This is a genomic window from Paenibacillus sp. B2(2019) (genome assembly GCF_008370385.1).
In the GTDB taxonomy this organism is placed as follows: domain Bacteria; phylum Bacillota; class Bacilli; order Paenibacillales; family Paenibacillaceae; genus Paenibacillus_AQ.
This window is the reverse complement of the sequence record NZ_VTZR01000002.1, coordinates 247,132-264,574: the sequence shown is the minus strand read 5'-3', so window position 1 is coordinate 264,574 and position 17,443 is coordinate 247,132. Positions and strand designations below refer to the sequence as shown.

Annotated in this window: 9 protein-coding genes; 1 reads left to right on the top strand and 8 read right to left on the bottom strand. The window is 47.7% G+C overall.

The features are described from left to right. Positions 1 to 68: 68 nt before the first annotated feature. From PAENI_RS01520 to PAENI_RS01505, 4 genes are read right to left on the bottom strand one after another with little or no spacing between them, the layout of a single operon-like run. Positions 69 to 1,949, bottom strand: coding sequence for a DUF2264 domain-containing protein (locus PAENI_RS01520; protein ID WP_149644551.1), 1,881 nt, complete (start codon positions 1,947 to 1,949; stop codon positions 69 to 71). Positions 1,950 to 1,960: 11 nt separating this feature from the next. Next, entirely contained in the window at positions 1,961 to 3,097 is a 1,137-nt protein-coding gene (locus PAENI_RS01515; protein WP_149644015.1) for a glycoside hydrolase family 88 protein, read from the bottom strand. Between the two features lie 45 nt (positions 3,098 to 3,142). Continuing rightward, positions 3,143 to 4,960, bottom strand: a complete 1,818-nt coding sequence (locus PAENI_RS01510) for a heparinase II/III family protein (protein ID WP_149644014.1) — start codon at positions 4,958 to 4,960, stop codon at positions 3,143 to 3,145. 38 nt (positions 4,961 to 4,998) lie between these two features. Beyond that, on the bottom strand, positions 4,999 to 6,144 hold the full coding sequence (locus PAENI_RS01505) for a DUF2264 domain-containing protein (protein WP_149644013.1): 1,146 nt from the start codon (positions 6,142 to 6,144) through the stop codon (positions 4,999 to 5,001). Between the two features lie 189 nt (positions 6,145 to 6,333). Here PAENI_RS01505 and PAENI_RS01500 point away from each other — a divergent pair, with 189 nt between their 5' ends. After that, the gene (locus PAENI_RS01500; RefSeq protein WP_081392972.1) at positions 6,334 to 7,170 is read left to right on the top strand and encodes a helix-turn-helix domain-containing protein; all 837 of its coding nucleotides are present in this window, start codon (positions 6,334 to 6,336) and stop codon (positions 7,168 to 7,170) included. Between the two features lie 104 nt (positions 7,171 to 7,274). On the opposite strand, the gene PAENI_RS01495 is transcribed toward PAENI_RS01500, so the two are convergent. The 4 genes from PAENI_RS01495 to PAENI_RS01480 form a co-directional block, all read right to left on the bottom strand. Next, complete coding sequence (locus PAENI_RS01495; protein WP_149644012.1) at positions 7,275 to 13,937, bottom strand: S-layer homology domain-containing protein; 6,663 nt, start codon at positions 13,935 to 13,937, stop codon at positions 7,275 to 7,277. Positions 13,938 to 14,094: 157 nt separating this feature from the next. Continuing rightward, on the bottom strand, positions 14,095 to 14,934 hold the full coding sequence (locus tag PAENI_RS01490; protein ID WP_081392974.1) for a carbohydrate ABC transporter permease: 840 nt from the start codon (positions 14,932 to 14,934) through the stop codon (positions 14,095 to 14,097). Positions 14,935 to 14,949: 15 nt separating this feature from the next. Continuing rightward, positions 14,950 to 15,888, bottom strand: a complete 939-nt coding sequence (locus PAENI_RS01485) for a carbohydrate ABC transporter permease (RefSeq protein ID WP_076283100.1) — start codon at positions 15,886 to 15,888, stop codon at positions 14,950 to 14,952. 72 nt (positions 15,889 to 15,960) lie between these two features. Continuing rightward, entirely contained in the window at positions 15,961 to 17,304 is a 1,344-nt protein-coding gene (locus PAENI_RS01480; RefSeq protein WP_149644011.1) for an ABC transporter substrate-binding protein, read from the bottom strand. Positions 17,305 to 17,443 lie beyond the last annotated feature (139 nt).

Genomic DNA, 17,443 nt, shown 5'->3' with positions numbered 1-17,443 from the left:
AATGCAGTAGTTCTGCATCAGGGCTGTTGTTGTGACTTTTCAATTAGTGTGAGAAATATTCAAACAACTCATTGTATATTAAGAACGATTTCTCTCCCAAAATGAGTGACAATGGTTAACGTTCCCTCGCTGAACTTAACTTTCAAATCTTGCTCAGGTGAATGCTTGAGGACCTCATCAGCTTGATCAGCCTGAATATCCAAAGCCCCCTCTGAAGGACAACCATAGACGGCCGAAGCGAGCCAATGAATTCCCGGCTCAAGGGTGCTCGTCAGCATCGGCAGCACCGTTCGAGGGTAAAGCAGGTTCGTATTGGCGTTCGGCCAGACCAGCTCACCCTTCCGACAACCTAGCAAATCCTTGATTGCGCTGGTTCCCCCAGCAGTGGAGGCCATCGCACCAGCCACATCGATCTTCGATAGCATTTCATTCTCTTGGCCAAGTGCGAATCCACCCTCTGCGGTATCCAGCGACCGTCCAGTTTCGACTCGATGAATCCGAATATGCCAAGGCAGTCCGGCGACAACCCAAGTCTGAACCTCGACATTGGCCCACGGTTTCCAGACGGAACGTAGGACGTTGTCTATCATCTCAGACTCTATATTCTGGCGTCGTACCCGGTATAAGTTGTCTCCGACCTCGCTCATCGCAAGCATAGCGTCGAACGCTCCTTGGGAGAGCCCCCATTCGGAGCGGGGCACGCTGAAGCCGAAGCCTGTTGAATACACGAATTTTTCGTATTTGGCCGAGGTGTGGGTATGTTCATTCGTGTATAAATGTCCGCTATTGAAGGCCGCTACATGACCGGAAGCGTGCTCGCGGACGATGACAAGATGTGCAGGCTTCTGAACCATGACAGCCGGAATGGACGGTAGCGGCAGTTCCTCTTCCTTCCAGAACGGATGATCCGCCCTTAGAGCCAGCGGCAAGAAAGTCTTTAACGCCCAATACGGAGATCCGGGAGCATTGTAATTCTCCGCCATGACCAGATTCGGGTAAGTATATCCGATGGTCAGTACGCCATCGGCGTCAACAATCGGCTGACTGAACCACCAACGCAGATTTCGTAGCACCACACCTTTTACCACACCAGCAGAAAATCCTTCAACGTCTGCATAGGCAAAGGCGCTCCAAAATGCCGACTGGGCAAAGCGGTAAGTCAAGCTACGCCCATAAGGAAGTGCGGAGCCGTCGGGTGCGAACCAGCCGATGAATTCAGCAGCAAACAATCGAGCCCGTTCTTTGAACACATGGGAACGTTCGGGGTCTTCCTGTTCCATCAGCTTTGCGTACAGCAGTGCATAGTAATGAATAGCAAAAGGTACGTAATAATCGCTGTGACCATTAATTCCGTCGCTGTACCAGCCCTCTCCCAAATAGAAATCATCCATGCGCTTTAAATTGCTCTCCAGTTGTCCTGCGTCGTAGTGACGACCGACTTTGCGGAATCCGATATTGACTAGAACGTTAAAGAACAGCCAATTGCAATCATAGCAAGGATGGGCGTTTATTTGATTCAGCCAACGGTATAATTGATCCTGCTCATTCGGAGCAAGCGGCAACCAAATCTGTTCCGGAATGGCTGCCAATGCGATGCCGAAGACCGCCATTTCGACCAAACGCTGATCGTAGTCCTTCACCTCTCCCCAATATTCTTCATGAGAAGGATCGGTGCCATGCCGAATGCCATCCAGCACGATGTCCCAGAGTTTGCTGTCTCCACCACCAATGAGCAGGGGTACCAAACCCCACAACACCCGCGAGAAACCTTCCATTTCAGCAGTTGCTGCCGAATAGCTCGCCCCTGTTTTGCCAATTTTAAGTCGTGAGCCACCTTTACTGTAGAACGGCCGAAGTGGATCCGTAAGCTGCTCAAGAGCGATCACCAGATCCTCACGGGTCTTTAGCGGATTATCGCCAATACGAGAAAAAGATTTCTCATTGTTCATCATAATCCCCCCTATTCCCAATAGAAGGGTCCTGCTGCTTTAAGCCGAGCCAGTGCTTCGACATAGAAAAAATCACCGTAGATAAGAGGAACATCTATATTCCGGTTCTCAGGGTAGTTACTTGTACCATGAAGCAGCAACCCTTCCTCGTCCGCATTGTCCCAACTGCCATAATTCCTGTAGAGAGATTCCACTATTCTTATAGCCCCGTTCCGGTACACATGGGACTCCGAATCATCCACCTGGTCGGCTAGCAGCAGCAATCCACTCGCTGCGCAGGAACCAGCGGAGCTATCACGTATCTCGCCGACTTCACCGGGAGCGCGGAAATCCCAATGTGGAACGTGATCATCCGGAAGTCGGGTCAAGAAGAAATGCGCTACCTGCTTGGATGCATCCAAGTAGCTTTGCTTTCCCGTATGATGATAGGCGAGCGCTAGGCCGTAAATAGCCCAAGCCGTGCCGCGTGACCAAGCCGATTCGGGCGCAAAGCCTTGCCCACCAAGCTTCTCCACCACTTCACCCGTCTCCGGGTTGAATTTGACGATGTGGTACACGGAGCCGTCCGGTCGGATAAAATGCTCCAGCACAGTATCCATATGCGCCTCTGCGATATGACGATAGCGGGGATCACTTGTTGTCTCGGAAGCCCAGAACAACAGGCTGGTGTTCATGCAGCAGTCGATAATAGCAACTCCGCTATTGTCCTCCCCTTCACTCCATGGATTCCAAGCCCGAATATAATGTCCTTTCAGATTGAAGCGGGCTGCCAGGTAGTTAGCTGCCTTTAATGCCCGAATTCGCGACGCTTCGCTACCCGTTAACTTATAATTTGCCACACTGGTAAGAATCCACATGAAGCCTAAATCGTGATCCAGCTTAACGTAGCCGTCCAGTACCTCGTCGAGTCTCTCTTCGCAGCGCTCCGCGATCATTTTAAGGCTTTCGTCCCCACTTTCAGAATAAAACTGCCAAAGCATTCCCGGCCAGAACCCTGCTGTCCACCAGTTCGGCGCTTCAAGCAAGTATTTACCATCTTGACTCGCGTGTGGAAATTCTGCACCGATCTTTCCACTGTTACATCTTGTCTTTTCAAGTGCCTTGTTCCAAGCTTCATCCAGCCAAGTTGGGTTTTCCGTTATATTCATTTCAAACACCGCCTTCTTAGAATGGTTCACTATTTCTTTCATCATTTATATAAATTGAAAGGTGAATACTAATTTTCCTTCAGAACCGGGCTGAAGAGCATGAAAGTCTAGCGTATGCCAGACCGTATCCCTGCCAAAATGATCCCGGTACTCACGTGCAGTAATCTCTGGCTCAACGATCTGAACATCATAAGTCAGTTCCACTCCGCCTACTCCAGTTCCGGGCAGCAGCACAACACCAGAACGCAGCATTTTCGGACGACGCAAGGTAACGAACCGCTCTGTCCAGCTCACTGACTTACCGTTATACTGGTACTCGTCCATTAACTCCAAGCGAGGATGCTGCCCCTTGTACCAAACCATAGAGCGGATCAGGGATTGAAGCTCTTCCACTTCGTATGCCTGAGACAGCTCCAGCTTCAGTTCATCTTTTTCAACCGCAGCCAACGCGTACAGAACTGTAGCACTATGCTTCCTGCCAGCCAGTTGATACTGGCCGCCGATGATAGGAACCGAATGTCCCTGCGAGCCGTTACAATCATATTGATAACGGCCAGCCCCAAAATATTCAGCCGTATACTCTCCACTGCCGAGATCAGCTGCATAGATTTCGCCTCCACCTAACAGAATGAACTGTCCCAGATCATTATGATTATGAGGTTCAGCGTTATGCCCTCCCTTAGCCGCAAAGCCGAACGAACTTCCTCCGGACTGATAACGCGAGATAAGCCATCCCGCATCAGGAAGATAATAACTGGCGACTCCCCAATCCTGATCCTGTTTCTCATCGCTGGTCCTTCTCCAGATGAGATTTCGAAAAGCCGGAGCCCAGCGGCTGCAGTGATCCTTAGCGTAAGGGGTGCGAAGCACAGGCGGAGGACATTCTACTTCTTGATAGGTATCAGCTAAATAATGGGACAAGCCCATATGTATGTGAATTCGAGGCTCTGAGTCAGAGAAATTGGCGACAAAATTGCCACCGATGAAAATTTTCTGTTGGAACTGAGCGATACTTCGCACTTTGTCCGTTGCAAACCAGTCTACTCTTCCCTCACTTCTAACCCGGAGAAGATCGCTGTAATACGTGAAATAGCCAAATCCGTAGTTCCAGTAACTCAGACCTTCCAGGCAGGCCCCATCATCCCCGAAGCCTTCCAGATAGTAGCTCATGCTGCGCTCTGTCTTCAGCAGGATATTCGTCAGCGCAGCAGGATCATCCAACATCAATAAGGCGGCTGCCCCGATCGACCCTGCGCACACTGCTGCCCAGTTATGACGTGCAGTCTCCCATTCATAAGGACCACATTCAATAAAAGGTCGAAATATTCTCTTTTCTACTTCATGTCTGATTCGGGATCGAAGAAGCAGCGGAAGTCGTTCTCCCAGTAATAGAGAAATTTCGGCAAGGGTAAAAGCGGTCTCCGAGGAGAACAGATCAATAAACTGATCAATATTCTCTGTATTATGCTCTGCAGGAAGATGGGCTGGCAGGCACCATGTGTACTCTTCGCATATAGACCATAGGATATTTTCCAGGTTCTCCAGAAGTCTGACATTATCCGGCTCAAGCAAGGTCATAAATACATATGTATTCAGCCTTCTTCTCCGTTCGAAATAGACCCGTTCATATTCCAACCTCGAACCCGTGCGCGCAAAAATTGAAAATAGCGTATCCGTCAGCTCTGATATAGGCTGGCTGTCTAATCTTTGAGCCTCCTCGCGGATTTCGCTGATATCTTCCTTTAATGTCTCGGATAATAAGGCTTGTTTCCAAAAAGCATCCGACTCTCCATCAGGATAATACAAGCTCAGATTTGCTGGCTTCATTTCTTGGACAATTCCGAAAAGCTCCTGTCTGTTCATGCTTTTCCCCTCCCTTTGACCGATTAGATCAGATCCCCCTATCTACTCAAGGCATGATCTCTCATAACATCCTCTCCGGCTGCGATTCTTTGTGCTGTCCATTTCAGTTCTGTCCCTGCCCAGAAAGGATCTGAAGGAAGTAACCCCAGAGGAAGAAATACTGAAGCGCATAAATAGAGACTTCCCGTATTGATATAGCTCTCCGCAAGCTCGGGCTGGTAACCATACACCCCCGGACGTAGCCACCCGTCCTCATCCAGCGTCCCTGGAAACCCCATAGTCCGTGTGATTACAGCGGTCAAGGCGCAGCGTACCTGTGCGGGTGATAGCGCATCCTCCAGAAAATGCTGTAGCGCCGCTTGTGATAGCAGCTGAAACGCACCAAAACGGTAAACGATAGAGCGCCCGATAAACGGATACGTTCCGTCCGGCGCAATCATCCGTTCCAGAACAGTTGCGTATCTTTGTGCCCGCTCCAGAATCAATGGCCTCAATACGGAGTATTGCTCCGAGTCCCGTTCAAAAAGTGTAACCACATCCACAAGCATCGGCTGAATGACAAAGCTATTGTAATGATCCCAGTGAAAGTCCTTGCCATCCCCGTAGATACCATCTCCTTTATACCAATCCATGAACATGTGGATCGCATAACCAACACGCATCCGGTCATATTCTGAATCGCCAAGTATATACAAAGCTGCTTCAACCATTGCGCTAAACAGCAGCCAATTGCTCCCGCTGGGTGCAGTCCGGCGCGTACGCTTCAAGGCTGTTATTAAATTACCTTTGACCCGCTCATTCAGCCGCCCGGCAAGCTGCTTCGGTGCACGCACCAACGCATGAGCGAGGAATGCCGCATCGACCAACGGTTGGCCTTCGGACTTAAAATCCATATAGTCAGGTGATGATGGATCAACAGCGGCATCGATGCATTCCAGCATCAATATGACATAACGAGCCCTGAGCTCTTCTTCTTCACCCTCCAGCCCTTCAAGCTCTAGCCATGGGGCCATTCCACAGGCCAACCTGGCGAATGCCTCCAAATGCGCAAACTTGCTCCTGTCACTATGAAACTCGGTGGGCAGCCGTTCCTTTAATTTTCTTTGCGACAAAGCGTCAAGTACTGGGTTCCCGATCTGTAGCATCGTATCCAGCCAATATTTGCGGTGTTTCGTACTATTCATACACCATCCACCCTTTCAATTGCGTCTATTCAGCAGATGCAGATCCCTACTACTCATGTTCAGACCATCTATATACTTGGTTTATTGCGTAATCTTCTTCTATAGTTTAGTGTTGTATTATTGCAATGTCTTTGCGATTAATGATTATTTATTGCGTTTATTGCTATTAATCTGAAAGGGGTTATCCGGATGAAACATGCCCAGTATTATCAGCCGTTCGAAGGCGACATACTGGCGGGCATCGGCAATTCACCGATCTCACCCACCAAAGATTTTCATATTCATGATCACTTTGAAATCTTCCTATTTTTAGGCGGCACGGTGAACGGATTTGTGGATCAGTACAGCTATCCGCTTCAACGTGGCAATGTGCTCTTATTCAACAATCACGAGATTCATAAAATCATTAATTTATCTCCGGAGCCTTACGAACGATTAACAATTCATTTCAAAGCTCCACTTGTATATCCCTTCTGCACCGCAACCACAAATCTGCTCGCCTGTTTCCAGAACCGTCAGCCTGGAGAGCAGAATCTCGCACAAATGGATGAAACACTGCTTGCAGAGTACATGGCCCTTGCCTTTCGCCTGATTGCAATCTTGGAGAATCCTCAATACGGCAGTGAGGTTCTGGCTTTAACTTATCTGATCCAGATTCTGGTCCTCATTAATGAGCTATATAGCCGTACTAGTTCCACCATACCCAGTATTATTTCATCGCATATTCAATCGGCCATGCGCTATATCGATAACCATCTGCATCTGAATCTGTCGCTAGAGCAGATCGCTGGTGAATTAAACATCGATAAATATTATCTTAGTCACCTGTTCAAGCAGCAGACAGGAGGTACGATCTACCGTTACGTCCTGCTTAAAAAAATCGCTTTATCCAAACAGCTCCTATCCGCCGGAAACTCCGTATCCGATACCTGTTATCTATCCGGATTCAATGACTATGCCAATTTCATACGTACTTTCAAGAACATCACGGGCATTCCACCTGGAAAATACGGCAAAAAAAGCTGACATTGCCACTTATCGACGCCTCGCAATTGTATAAACCCTTCTTTGAACTTATAAAAAAACCTGGCACCCGCTAAATGCAGCTGCCAGGTTCATGGAAGTGCGGCTTACAAATATCCCAGCAGATTGGCGATGACTTGCGCACTTTCGGCACGGGTCATCATCTCTTGCGGTGCGAATTGCATATTGCCTCGTCCTTTTATCAGCCCTGCCTGCTCAGCGAAACTTGCTGATTTCTGTGCCCAGACATGAATCAGGAAATAATCACTGAACGAGCTTGCGGAAACTTCATTTACCTTGCTGCCTTGTAAATATTCATAAGCTCTAACGATCATTACGGCCATTTCCTCGCGGGTAATGCTGCGGTCCGGTGCGAATGAATCCGAACTACGTCCGAGCACAATACCCGCTTCGCTTACGGCTGCAATGGATTCGGCATACCAAGCACTGGAGTCCACATCAACAAACGTTGAATGACTTCCCGCCTCTAAGCCTAGTGCTCTTGCAATCATGGTCGCGAATTGTGCTCTTGTCACTTTCCCCTGCGGATTAAATTCAGTATCGGAAATACCTTGGATAATATGTTTAGCCGCCATTATCTTAATAACATCGCTAGCCCAGCTATCCGTACTGACATCCAAGAATGTCTTGTCATATTCCAGGACTGCAAACTGGCTGAAATGCTGTATTTCCGTACTCCATTTTCCATCAGCTAGCGTTCCGCCCATAAATTCAAGAGCTCCGTTCCTGGCTATATTGTAGATGCCGAGCAAATTAGGATTGGAATCTGAATCTACTATGAAGGTAAGCGTCAGTGGCTTGTCAAAACGGGCTACCGGTACGGCAGTGCCATTCGTACTAATAACTTCCAAACTGAAGTTAATTACATCACATGCAGCAGATAACTGAACCGAGCCGTTGACAGCTGGGTTATTCATAAGCTGTTCCACGGCAACTCTGGATGCCTTCACGGCCGAGAGTTTGATTCGTGCTCCATCCACTTGACCTCCTGCAGCTTTCTCCTGGATACTCTTTAGCGCTTCTGGGGTCAGTTGGATAGCAAATGTATTCCATACGAGACGCAGCGTGTTCACTCCGATGATATTTGACACTCCCACAGGAAGCAGTACGGAATCAGTAGCTTCTGTGAGCTGAACTGTTATTCCCCCTCCAACCGGAGCCGTGAAATCGTCACTGTTAAGAATCCGCGTGGTCTGCGGCAGCGGTGTTGGTGTTGGCGATACCGTCGGTGCTGTGGTCGACACCGGCCCTGAGGTTACTTCAGGTACAGGTGTTGGTGTAGGATTTGCTGTGGGTTCAACTGTCGGTGTTGGTTCTACCGTTGGTGTTGAAGTCGGCGGTTGCTGTGCTTCTCCCACTGTAACTATTCTTATAACTTCAACAGCCGTATTGCCCGCGGAATCGCTCACATTATAATGATAAATGTAAGTGCCTGCTAATGAGGTATCTAGCGTCTCCGTATGATTCCCATCCTTCGTAAGCGTCGCCACAATACGTTCTGTAATATCGCCATCGCGGTTATCCATTGCGGTGGCTCCGGCATCTGTATAGCTTGCGCCATTGTCCAGTTGAACAGATGGTTCACCAAGCAGTGTAATGACCGGCTTCAGTACATCTGGATCTTCCGATACGATTACTTTTCGGGTGACTTCCGCAGCCGTGTTGCCTGCGGCATCGCTGACATTGTAATGGAAGGTGTAGATATCCGCTTGCGCTGTATCTAACTCAGTCAGACCATACACTTCACTGCTGACCGTTGTATTGATGCGGTCTGTGATATCACCGTCTTGGTCGTCATACGCAGTGGCTCCGGCATCCGTATATTCAGAACCGATCTGCAGATTGACTATGGCTTCACCTATCAAGGTAATCTCCGGCTGCTTCATATCTGGCTCCGGTAGCTTAATCGTTCCGCTGGCCGCAGCTTCTGCCTTCGCCTCGCCCTTGTTCAGTAATACTGTGAAGCTGAAGCTGCCGGCTGTGTCATCAGTAGCTTCCTGGAATGAAGATAGGGTGATATCACCCATCGTAACCCCCGTATCACTGAACCCGATTAAACCGTTCATCGTTTGGAGCAGCCAGGTCCGGACTTCGTCTTCGCTATTAGCTGTTTCCTTCTGCACGCTATATGCAGCACCTTCTATAATACTTTTAGCCTCGTTTACAGCCTGCTCATTGACAATGCTGAACCTGTCCTTCGCCACTGCTAAGTAACTGATCACAGATGCCTGACTGTTCGTATTGTTTATCGAATATTTCACGACGCCGCTCACCGGCAGCGTAAAGTTATGAGTGATCGTGACGCCATTAGGACCTGCGAGTACACCGGTCTTGACCGTTTCGTTCACTGTCTTCCCTTCAGCATCAGTGTAGCTAAGCGTGATATCCATCGTACGGTTGCTCATATTCCACCAGTCCCGATGGAACGATGTAATCGTGTACTTTCCTGCGCTCAGAGGGAGGGTGTAGATCAGAGGTGTATTCTTTGTATTCGAGCTGTAGACACCTGTCTGAGTTTTATCCGTGATAACCACGGCACCGCCAAGCCCTTTGAGATTATAATTTGCCCCTGTATTGATATGACCCCACACAGCGCCTGTTGATAGTTGATCCGCGGTGCTATTCAGAAGGCTGTCGCCCACGAAATTCTTGATCACCGTATAGGGTGGTGTGACGACATCCGCCGAAACACCGACATCCAAAAAGTACACGAGACCTTCTGGCACTACTTCCACATTAGCAGTGGTTTTTAGATTGCCATAAGTGCCGGTTACAGCTACTCTTTCATAGGGTGTGTTGAAGCTGACCGCGTCTAAATTCCACTTCACAGACACCTGCAATTTGGATCCATCTTCTCGGGTAGCCTCCAACTTATCTGGAAGATTCGGCAGTTTCCCGACATAAGTGGCAATATCCTGAGGAGCAGCAAGCTCCCGTATATCCCCTGTTGTCAATTGGTTCTGGGCAGAGATCAGACGTCCCGCGAGTTGCACAGCTCCTTCCTGATCCAGTCTGAAATCAGCAGCATTGTCTAGTGCTTCTTGGGCGGTGTTCTGTGCAGCTGCAAAAAGCTGCCAGTCTCTATCCGAATATTCATCCAGTTTGGTAACTTCTTTCGCCGCTATTACCGCTGATTGAAGAGCAGCTGTGTCCGCTGCACCTTTTACTTCACCGGAAACAACGGCCACCGCGTCCACAACCAAAGTACCGCTTAATACCTTTATCTGAACGTTATGCTGTCCATATTTAAGTCCGCGAAGCGTGTACGTTTGGTAGAGTTCTTTAGAGGCCATCGTATCGGCTGACAGTGTGACAATTTCATCATCAACAGTCACTTCTAACTTAGCCGATCCATTATTCGGTCCCAGAATATCTAACCCGGTGCCTTCAAAAGAATATTCCATCGTAGCAGCTGCACCTTGACTGGTAGATAGGGAACGCTGATAAATATACATACCAGCCCCGTTTTGATGACTCCACAAACCGCCGTATTTTAATTTAGGGTTTGGTGTAGCAGCCAAATCATACATTTCAAGATTATCCAGTAATTCGGAATAGTATGGCGTATAGCCGTCAATCGTCTCGACCTTCAGATTATCGAAACGAACATGATAATATCCACTGGCTAAATCTACCCGACCAGACAATTCAGGGTTCGGATCAGTATAAGAAGCCAGTTTCACATCGTCCAAATAGGCAGTCACTTTATCGCCTGCAACCTGAATGGCAATGTTATGCCAGGCATCATGTGCGGTGTTAAATCCATCCAGCTTTACTCCACCGGAACCGCTCACTACATTGCCACTCGCTACTGCGCTATTATTGACCAGCAGCTGCCAACCTCCGTCAAACCAGAACTTCAGTACATAAGGTGTGCCGTTTATAGTGTGAGAGATGCCGCCTCCTTGATACCGTGCGCCAATCGCAGCATAATTGGCTCCGCCCTGCGTACTGTTCGTCTCGAACGAAACATCTACACTGGCCTTGTAATTTGTCCACCGGTTATCACCTATAGCTGTTACGGGATCTCCACCGTTCCAAGTGCCACCCAGCCCCATAATTTCCGTATCCAGCTGTTGGCGCAGAACATAGTTGTCAGAACCGTCCGGAAGATACGCTTCGAATGCACCGTTGCGGTCATGCGTATAGCGCGGTATCACACTTTTAGAGCCGCCGCGAGATTCAATATAACTTTGGGTGCCAGCATTCTGCCCACCTGCCCCGATCTTCACAACGGATTGATTGGAGTAGTCAAAATCATCGGCATACAGGATATTGTCCGCTGTATTTTGAATCCTCCCTGTGGCGTCGGTATCAAGCACGATGCGGTCGCCTTCTACAGGTAACGGTGTTTGATACGCCTCATTGTCCTTGTTCTTCAGAGTGGTCACAGTCAATGTCGAATATGGTTTGACATGAATGGTATAAACCCCACTGCCATCAACAGCGACATCCCCGAGATATTTCATATAATTGCTGTTGAAAGCTTCGCCCGCGTCTGCCGCACGAGTCTCCCATACTTCCAATGAGGGATTACCCACAAAGTTCATATTTACCGTCTGAAGCTTATAGGTTTTGGCATATTCGCTATCGTTCACGATAACGGTTGAAAAATCGCTTCTGTCAGGTGAAGCAAGCGTCATATAGCTAGGAGAACCGTTGCGACCGCTAACAGGGTTAGTGCCTGTCGCACCCGTGGAGCTAGCCTTAGGAACTGCTCTCCAAATCCCTGCCGTATTATCCTCGTTCTCCCAGCCCACATTGGCGAACCAGCTGTAATGCTGCAGAGCAACAAGACCTGCATCATAATGAATCCATCCCGACCACGGATCACGTGCGCTAAGTAGTTCCTTAAACGAATATTGTCCACCTTCGTAGAAGGAGCCGATGGCCGGCTGATAAATAAAGTGCGTCCGGCGGGAATTGACGAATCCTTTAATAATCGTATTGCTCATCTCCAGTGGACTGCCAACACCGCCGATGCCGGTTCCTTCCACTGTAGGGTCCTTCACATTATTGTTGGGACGGAAGGCAGAGTTACTGAAGGTGGACTGCGCCTCACTGTTCCATACTTCAATATCATATTGTTCTGCGAGCTTTTTGAAATTGCCTGCGCTGTCGTCGTCAGTGTTATAGTGATATCCGGCGATTGGAGCCGCATCCCTTAGAGAAGCGTCGCTTACCATACTGCCGCCAAATGAACCAATCCCTACTTCATCAGAGATCACAACTTTGATCTGGTTATAGAGCGCTTGCTCTACTGGGCTTGCAAAACCTTCGTTATCTGTTTTAACACGCTCAGCGTACTGTTTGGTCCAGGTCAAATCCGGCGTATGCTCGTTGATATGGGGATTGACGTAGTCGACCATATAGCCATACTCACGGTAAGCAGCAAGAATTGTATCTTTATACCAGGTATAGATTTTATCGTTGTTGCTTGCCCAGGCCGGAGCACTCCATCGCAGGATGCTGACCTTGAGATCCGGATTCGTAGCCTTGGCGTCAGCCGCAAGCTGGAATCCGGGATGCCGAGTGATATTGGCTTCTTCATCGGCCGTACGCATAGTAGCCGGGTCCGGGCCGGTAGAGTTGTTACGGTCATTGCCCATCTCGATTTTCACATGCGTCATAATGGGATGCTCTCCACCGAACAGAATCCGCAACATTTCTGCGTAAGCTTCCGGATGCTCAGCCTTATAATCCATCAACAGGGCACTGGTGCTGTTGGCACTTAGTACGCCAAATCCCTTGAACGTTAGGCCGTTGACATTGTCCGCTTTAATATCGTTGCCGTCGAGTAGAACCTTGACCATGGAAGCTGCGTTCTGCCGAGCATCTTCGATCTCTTTTTGAATCCCACCCTTGGCAACGGCGAACCAGCTCAAAATTGGTTTCTCACCGGAAACATAGGCATAGGTCAATGTCATGGGGCTATTAGCGTCGATATCACCGGGAATAGTGAATTCGCCGGAAATAAGCGGAGTCACATTAGTATTGAATTGTGCAAACGAGATCGTCTTTGTTGCCCCATTTGTATCCTTATATTCGATCTGAGGCTGTATTACTCGAGTGCGGCTGCCATACCAATCATGGAAACCACTACTGAGTGTATAGGTTCCAGCTTCTGGAGCCATTAATTTATATACAATATGATTGCTAGTAGGGTCGGCACGAAGTCCGACTGTCCATATGGATGGATCAGTTGCAGGATCGGTAAGTCCTCCGTCTTTAGAGTTCTTCACCTTGTTTATGGAATCATCAAATCCCCAGGCAGTCGTTCCGCTGATATATTTCTGATCTGGTGACTGGTTGAGCAACGCGCTACCGGACAGCGTATTGACTGCTTCGTACAGTGGCGAAGAAGTAGGACCATTACCTACGGAATCGCCCCCCCTGCCGCTATCCACAAAGTAAACCAATGGATTCCTTGAAGGTGGAATAACTTCTACATTGGCAACAACCGGCCCACCATTCGCTGTACCCGTGACTGTCACTGTGTCATAAGGAACGGCAAAGGTATCTTCACCTATATTCCATTTCACAGTCGCAGCCTGGCCTCCAATGTCAATGCTAGCAGGCAAAGTAGTGTCAGCAGATGTCTTCGCCCCCATATAGGCGGCTGCGAAGATAGTATCCACCGTAGCCGCAGACACAGACGGCATATGGAGTGCCGGAAACATTCCAACTACAAGCGCAGTGGTCATCATCATTGAGAATAGCTTTTTTCGAACGGAGTTTTTTCTGCTCATTCTTTAATCCTCCTTTTGCTATAAATGGTCTCTCGGCATGTTTCATGCTTGATTTGACTTTATCGCCCAGCAAACAAAGAAAGCGCATTCATTTCATTGATAAGCTAAAAAAAAACTGGCAGCATGCGAAAACTGCAACTGCCAGGTTCAAACCTGTCTAGCCTTTAATACCAGATGCTGCGACGCCTTGAACGAAGTACTTCTGAAGTGCCAAGAAAACAATCACAACCGGAATAATGGAAACCACACTTGCAGCCATTATCAGACCGTACTCGGCAGAATATTGCGAAATGAACATTCGTAGTCCAATTTGAATGGTCTTGAGTTTCGTATCCGTCAAATAAATCATCGGCCCCAAGAAGTCATTCCAAGTGGCAACAAAGGTAAAAATCGTCAAGGTGGACAAAGCCGGCTTGGATAGTGGCAGCATAATTCTCGCCCAAATCCCATATTCGCTCAAGCCATCGATTCGGGCCGCCTCACATAATTCATCTGGGACACCTTGATAGAACTGGCGCATCAGAAATACTCCGAAAGCCGAGAATGCCTGCAATAGAATGATTGCCAGATGAGTATTGTTAAGTCCCATGTAACGCATCAAGATAAATTGCGGCACCATATATGCCTGCCAAGGTATCGCAATCGTAGCAATATATCCAAGGAATAAAACATTTTTCCCTCTGAATTGCAGTTTGGAGAATGCATACGCAGCAAAACTTGAAGTCAATAGCTGCAAAATCGTTACGATAATTGATAATTTCGCCGTGTTATAAATGAAGCGGTCCAGTGGAATACGGGTCCAAATATCCACGAAATTTCCCCAGCGCGGATTCGCTGGAATCCATTGCATCGGGAATGAGAACACATCCTTGTTCAGCTTGAGCGAAGAAGACAACATCCATATATATGGAACAAGCATACAGAGCACCGTAGCAAACAACAAAATATACACTAGCACCATCGTGCCGATTCTAATTCCTTTATTTGTACCCACCATATCTTTTGAATCCTCCTATTGTCCGTATTTCTTCTCGCCGCGGAACTGGACGATGGTGATGCCAAGTACCAGCAGAAACAATACAATGGCCATGGCGCTGGCATATCCGTAATCAAGCGAACGGAACGCCGTATTGTAGATTTGATAAACCATAACCCTTGTAGAATCGTTCAACTGGTTATCAGCGCCGGCAAATAGGTTGATAAAAATATCGTAGACTTTGAACGAATTGATGACTAGAATCATCAGCACAAAGAAGGATGTAGGCGCCAGTTGAGGGACCGTCACATTGCGGAATCTTCTCCAGGCGTTAGCACCATCAAGTTCAGCAGCCTCATACAACTCAGGGTTGATCCCCTGTAGACCTGCCAAGTAAATGACCATGTAATAACCCATGTTTTTCCACACAGTGAACAGTATTACTGTGAACATCGCCCAGTGTTTATCCGCCGCCCAGCGGGGAAGATCCTCCAGTGGGATACCGGTAAGGGTATGCAAAATATTGTTGATCGGCCCCATCGTAGGGCTGAAGATAAAGTTCCATACGGCAGCAACGGCTACCAAGGATGCCACATATGGGAAAAAGAATACGGTTCTCATAAAATTGCGGGCCATGATCTTCTGATTAAGCAATATCGCCAGCGCCAGCGCAACAATCATGGTGAACGGTACTACCCCAATAGTGTAAACAATGGTATTCCATAATGCTTTATGAAATGTTGTATCTTTAATAAGCCGGGTGAAATTGTCCAATCCGATATATTTCATTGGATTGGCCCCATCCCATTTCACAAAAGCTAGGATAAAGGCGAAAAACATGGGTACTAGTGTAAACACGGCAAATCCGATAAAGTTCGGCGCAATGAAGCTGTACGCTACCAGGTTTTCCCGGACACCTTTTGACAAATGACGTTTAGGGATTTTTTTTGTATCCAATATGGTTTCGTTCTGCATTCTTTCTCCTCCAAACCTTTCTATAAAAGGCGGGCTTTCACCCGCCCTTAGAATTCACCAACTCTCTTCAGGTTAATTGTTCAAGAGCTGCTGTACGCGCGTATTCATATCCTTCAAACCTTCGTCGATCGAAGCGTTTTTGGTCATAATGTTATCGTGGGCTTCGTTTAGAATTACTTCAATGTCCGCACTCTTTTCATGCATTGGCATTTCCAAATAAGTCTGAACCGTAGTCAGTGCCGCTTTGCTGTTCTCATCCGTAGGGAAACCGTCAATGGATGTAATAGAACTGATAACTTCATCGTTCTTAATCGCTGGAATGGTTCCGGTGGAAGCAATGACCGTAGCACCTTCTTCACCAGTCACAAAGTTCATGAAATCAAGTGCCGCTTCTTTATTTTTGGATTTCTGATTTACAGCCAGGGAAGTAATTGTACCCAGTGTTGTACCGGCTTCCACACCATCCGGGTGAGGATATTTCACAATTCCCCAGTTGGTTGATTGAGACTCGCCGCTCTTCACCTTTTCAATTTGAGTCGCTATAAACCAGCTGCCCATGTTCATCATCGCAACGGAATTGTTGTAGAACACACCGGAATAATGCGTGCTTGAAGTCTTTAGTGTGGCGTAATCCATAACGATACCGTCTTCCTGTTCTTTCAAGATCCGTTCATAGGTTGGCTTCAGGAAATCATAGTTTCCACCGACAACGTTGTTCTTACCATCAAGAATACCGAACAATTGAACCGCGCTCCGCCAAGTATGATAATGGGCTCCGTATACTTTTTCAGAACCGCTGCCGGAGGTCATTTTTCTAGCAAGTTCATCATATTGGTCGAATGTCATATCATTACTTGGATACTCCACTCCCGCTTTATCAAACAAGTCCTTATTATAGTAGACAACCCAGAAATCACTCCGGAAAGGAAGCGCATACACTTCATCGTTCACTTCAATCTGTTCTACAGTACCGCCATAGACGGATGGATCAATGTTTTTGTCTCCCATGAATCCCTTGAGCGGCTCCAAGTGATTTTGTTTCACGAGGTTTGAGTATCCAGGAATATCCTTAATCGTAAGAACATCCAGATCTGCACCACCGGACAACTGTGTACTTAGCATTGTCATATAGTCAGTAGAACCAAGATCGACATATTCGATCGTTACATTCGGATGCTCAGCTTTATAGGCATCGATCAACGGCTGATAGTATGCTGTGGCTTCCCAATCCCACAATGCCCATTTCAAGGTCACAGGATCCTGTTTCGGTTCAGCGGAAGCGTTTGCAGTATTGCTCGTTTCTGGAGCAGCTGTTGCAGCACTGCCTTCGTTGTTGTTATTACCGGAACATCCGGCTAGCGCACTTAGGGAGAGTATTGTGGCAAAAGTCATGCCATAGAATCTTTTCAATTTCATATAAAAATCCCCTTTTCCTTCTGATTGTTTACACTGATCGGTTCATCCGATCTATTTCAAAGTTTAAGACTTTCCCATCTAGAATGGCATGTATTTTCAAACTCAGTTCATTCACTTTTCTTTGTTCTTCTCTTCCTCC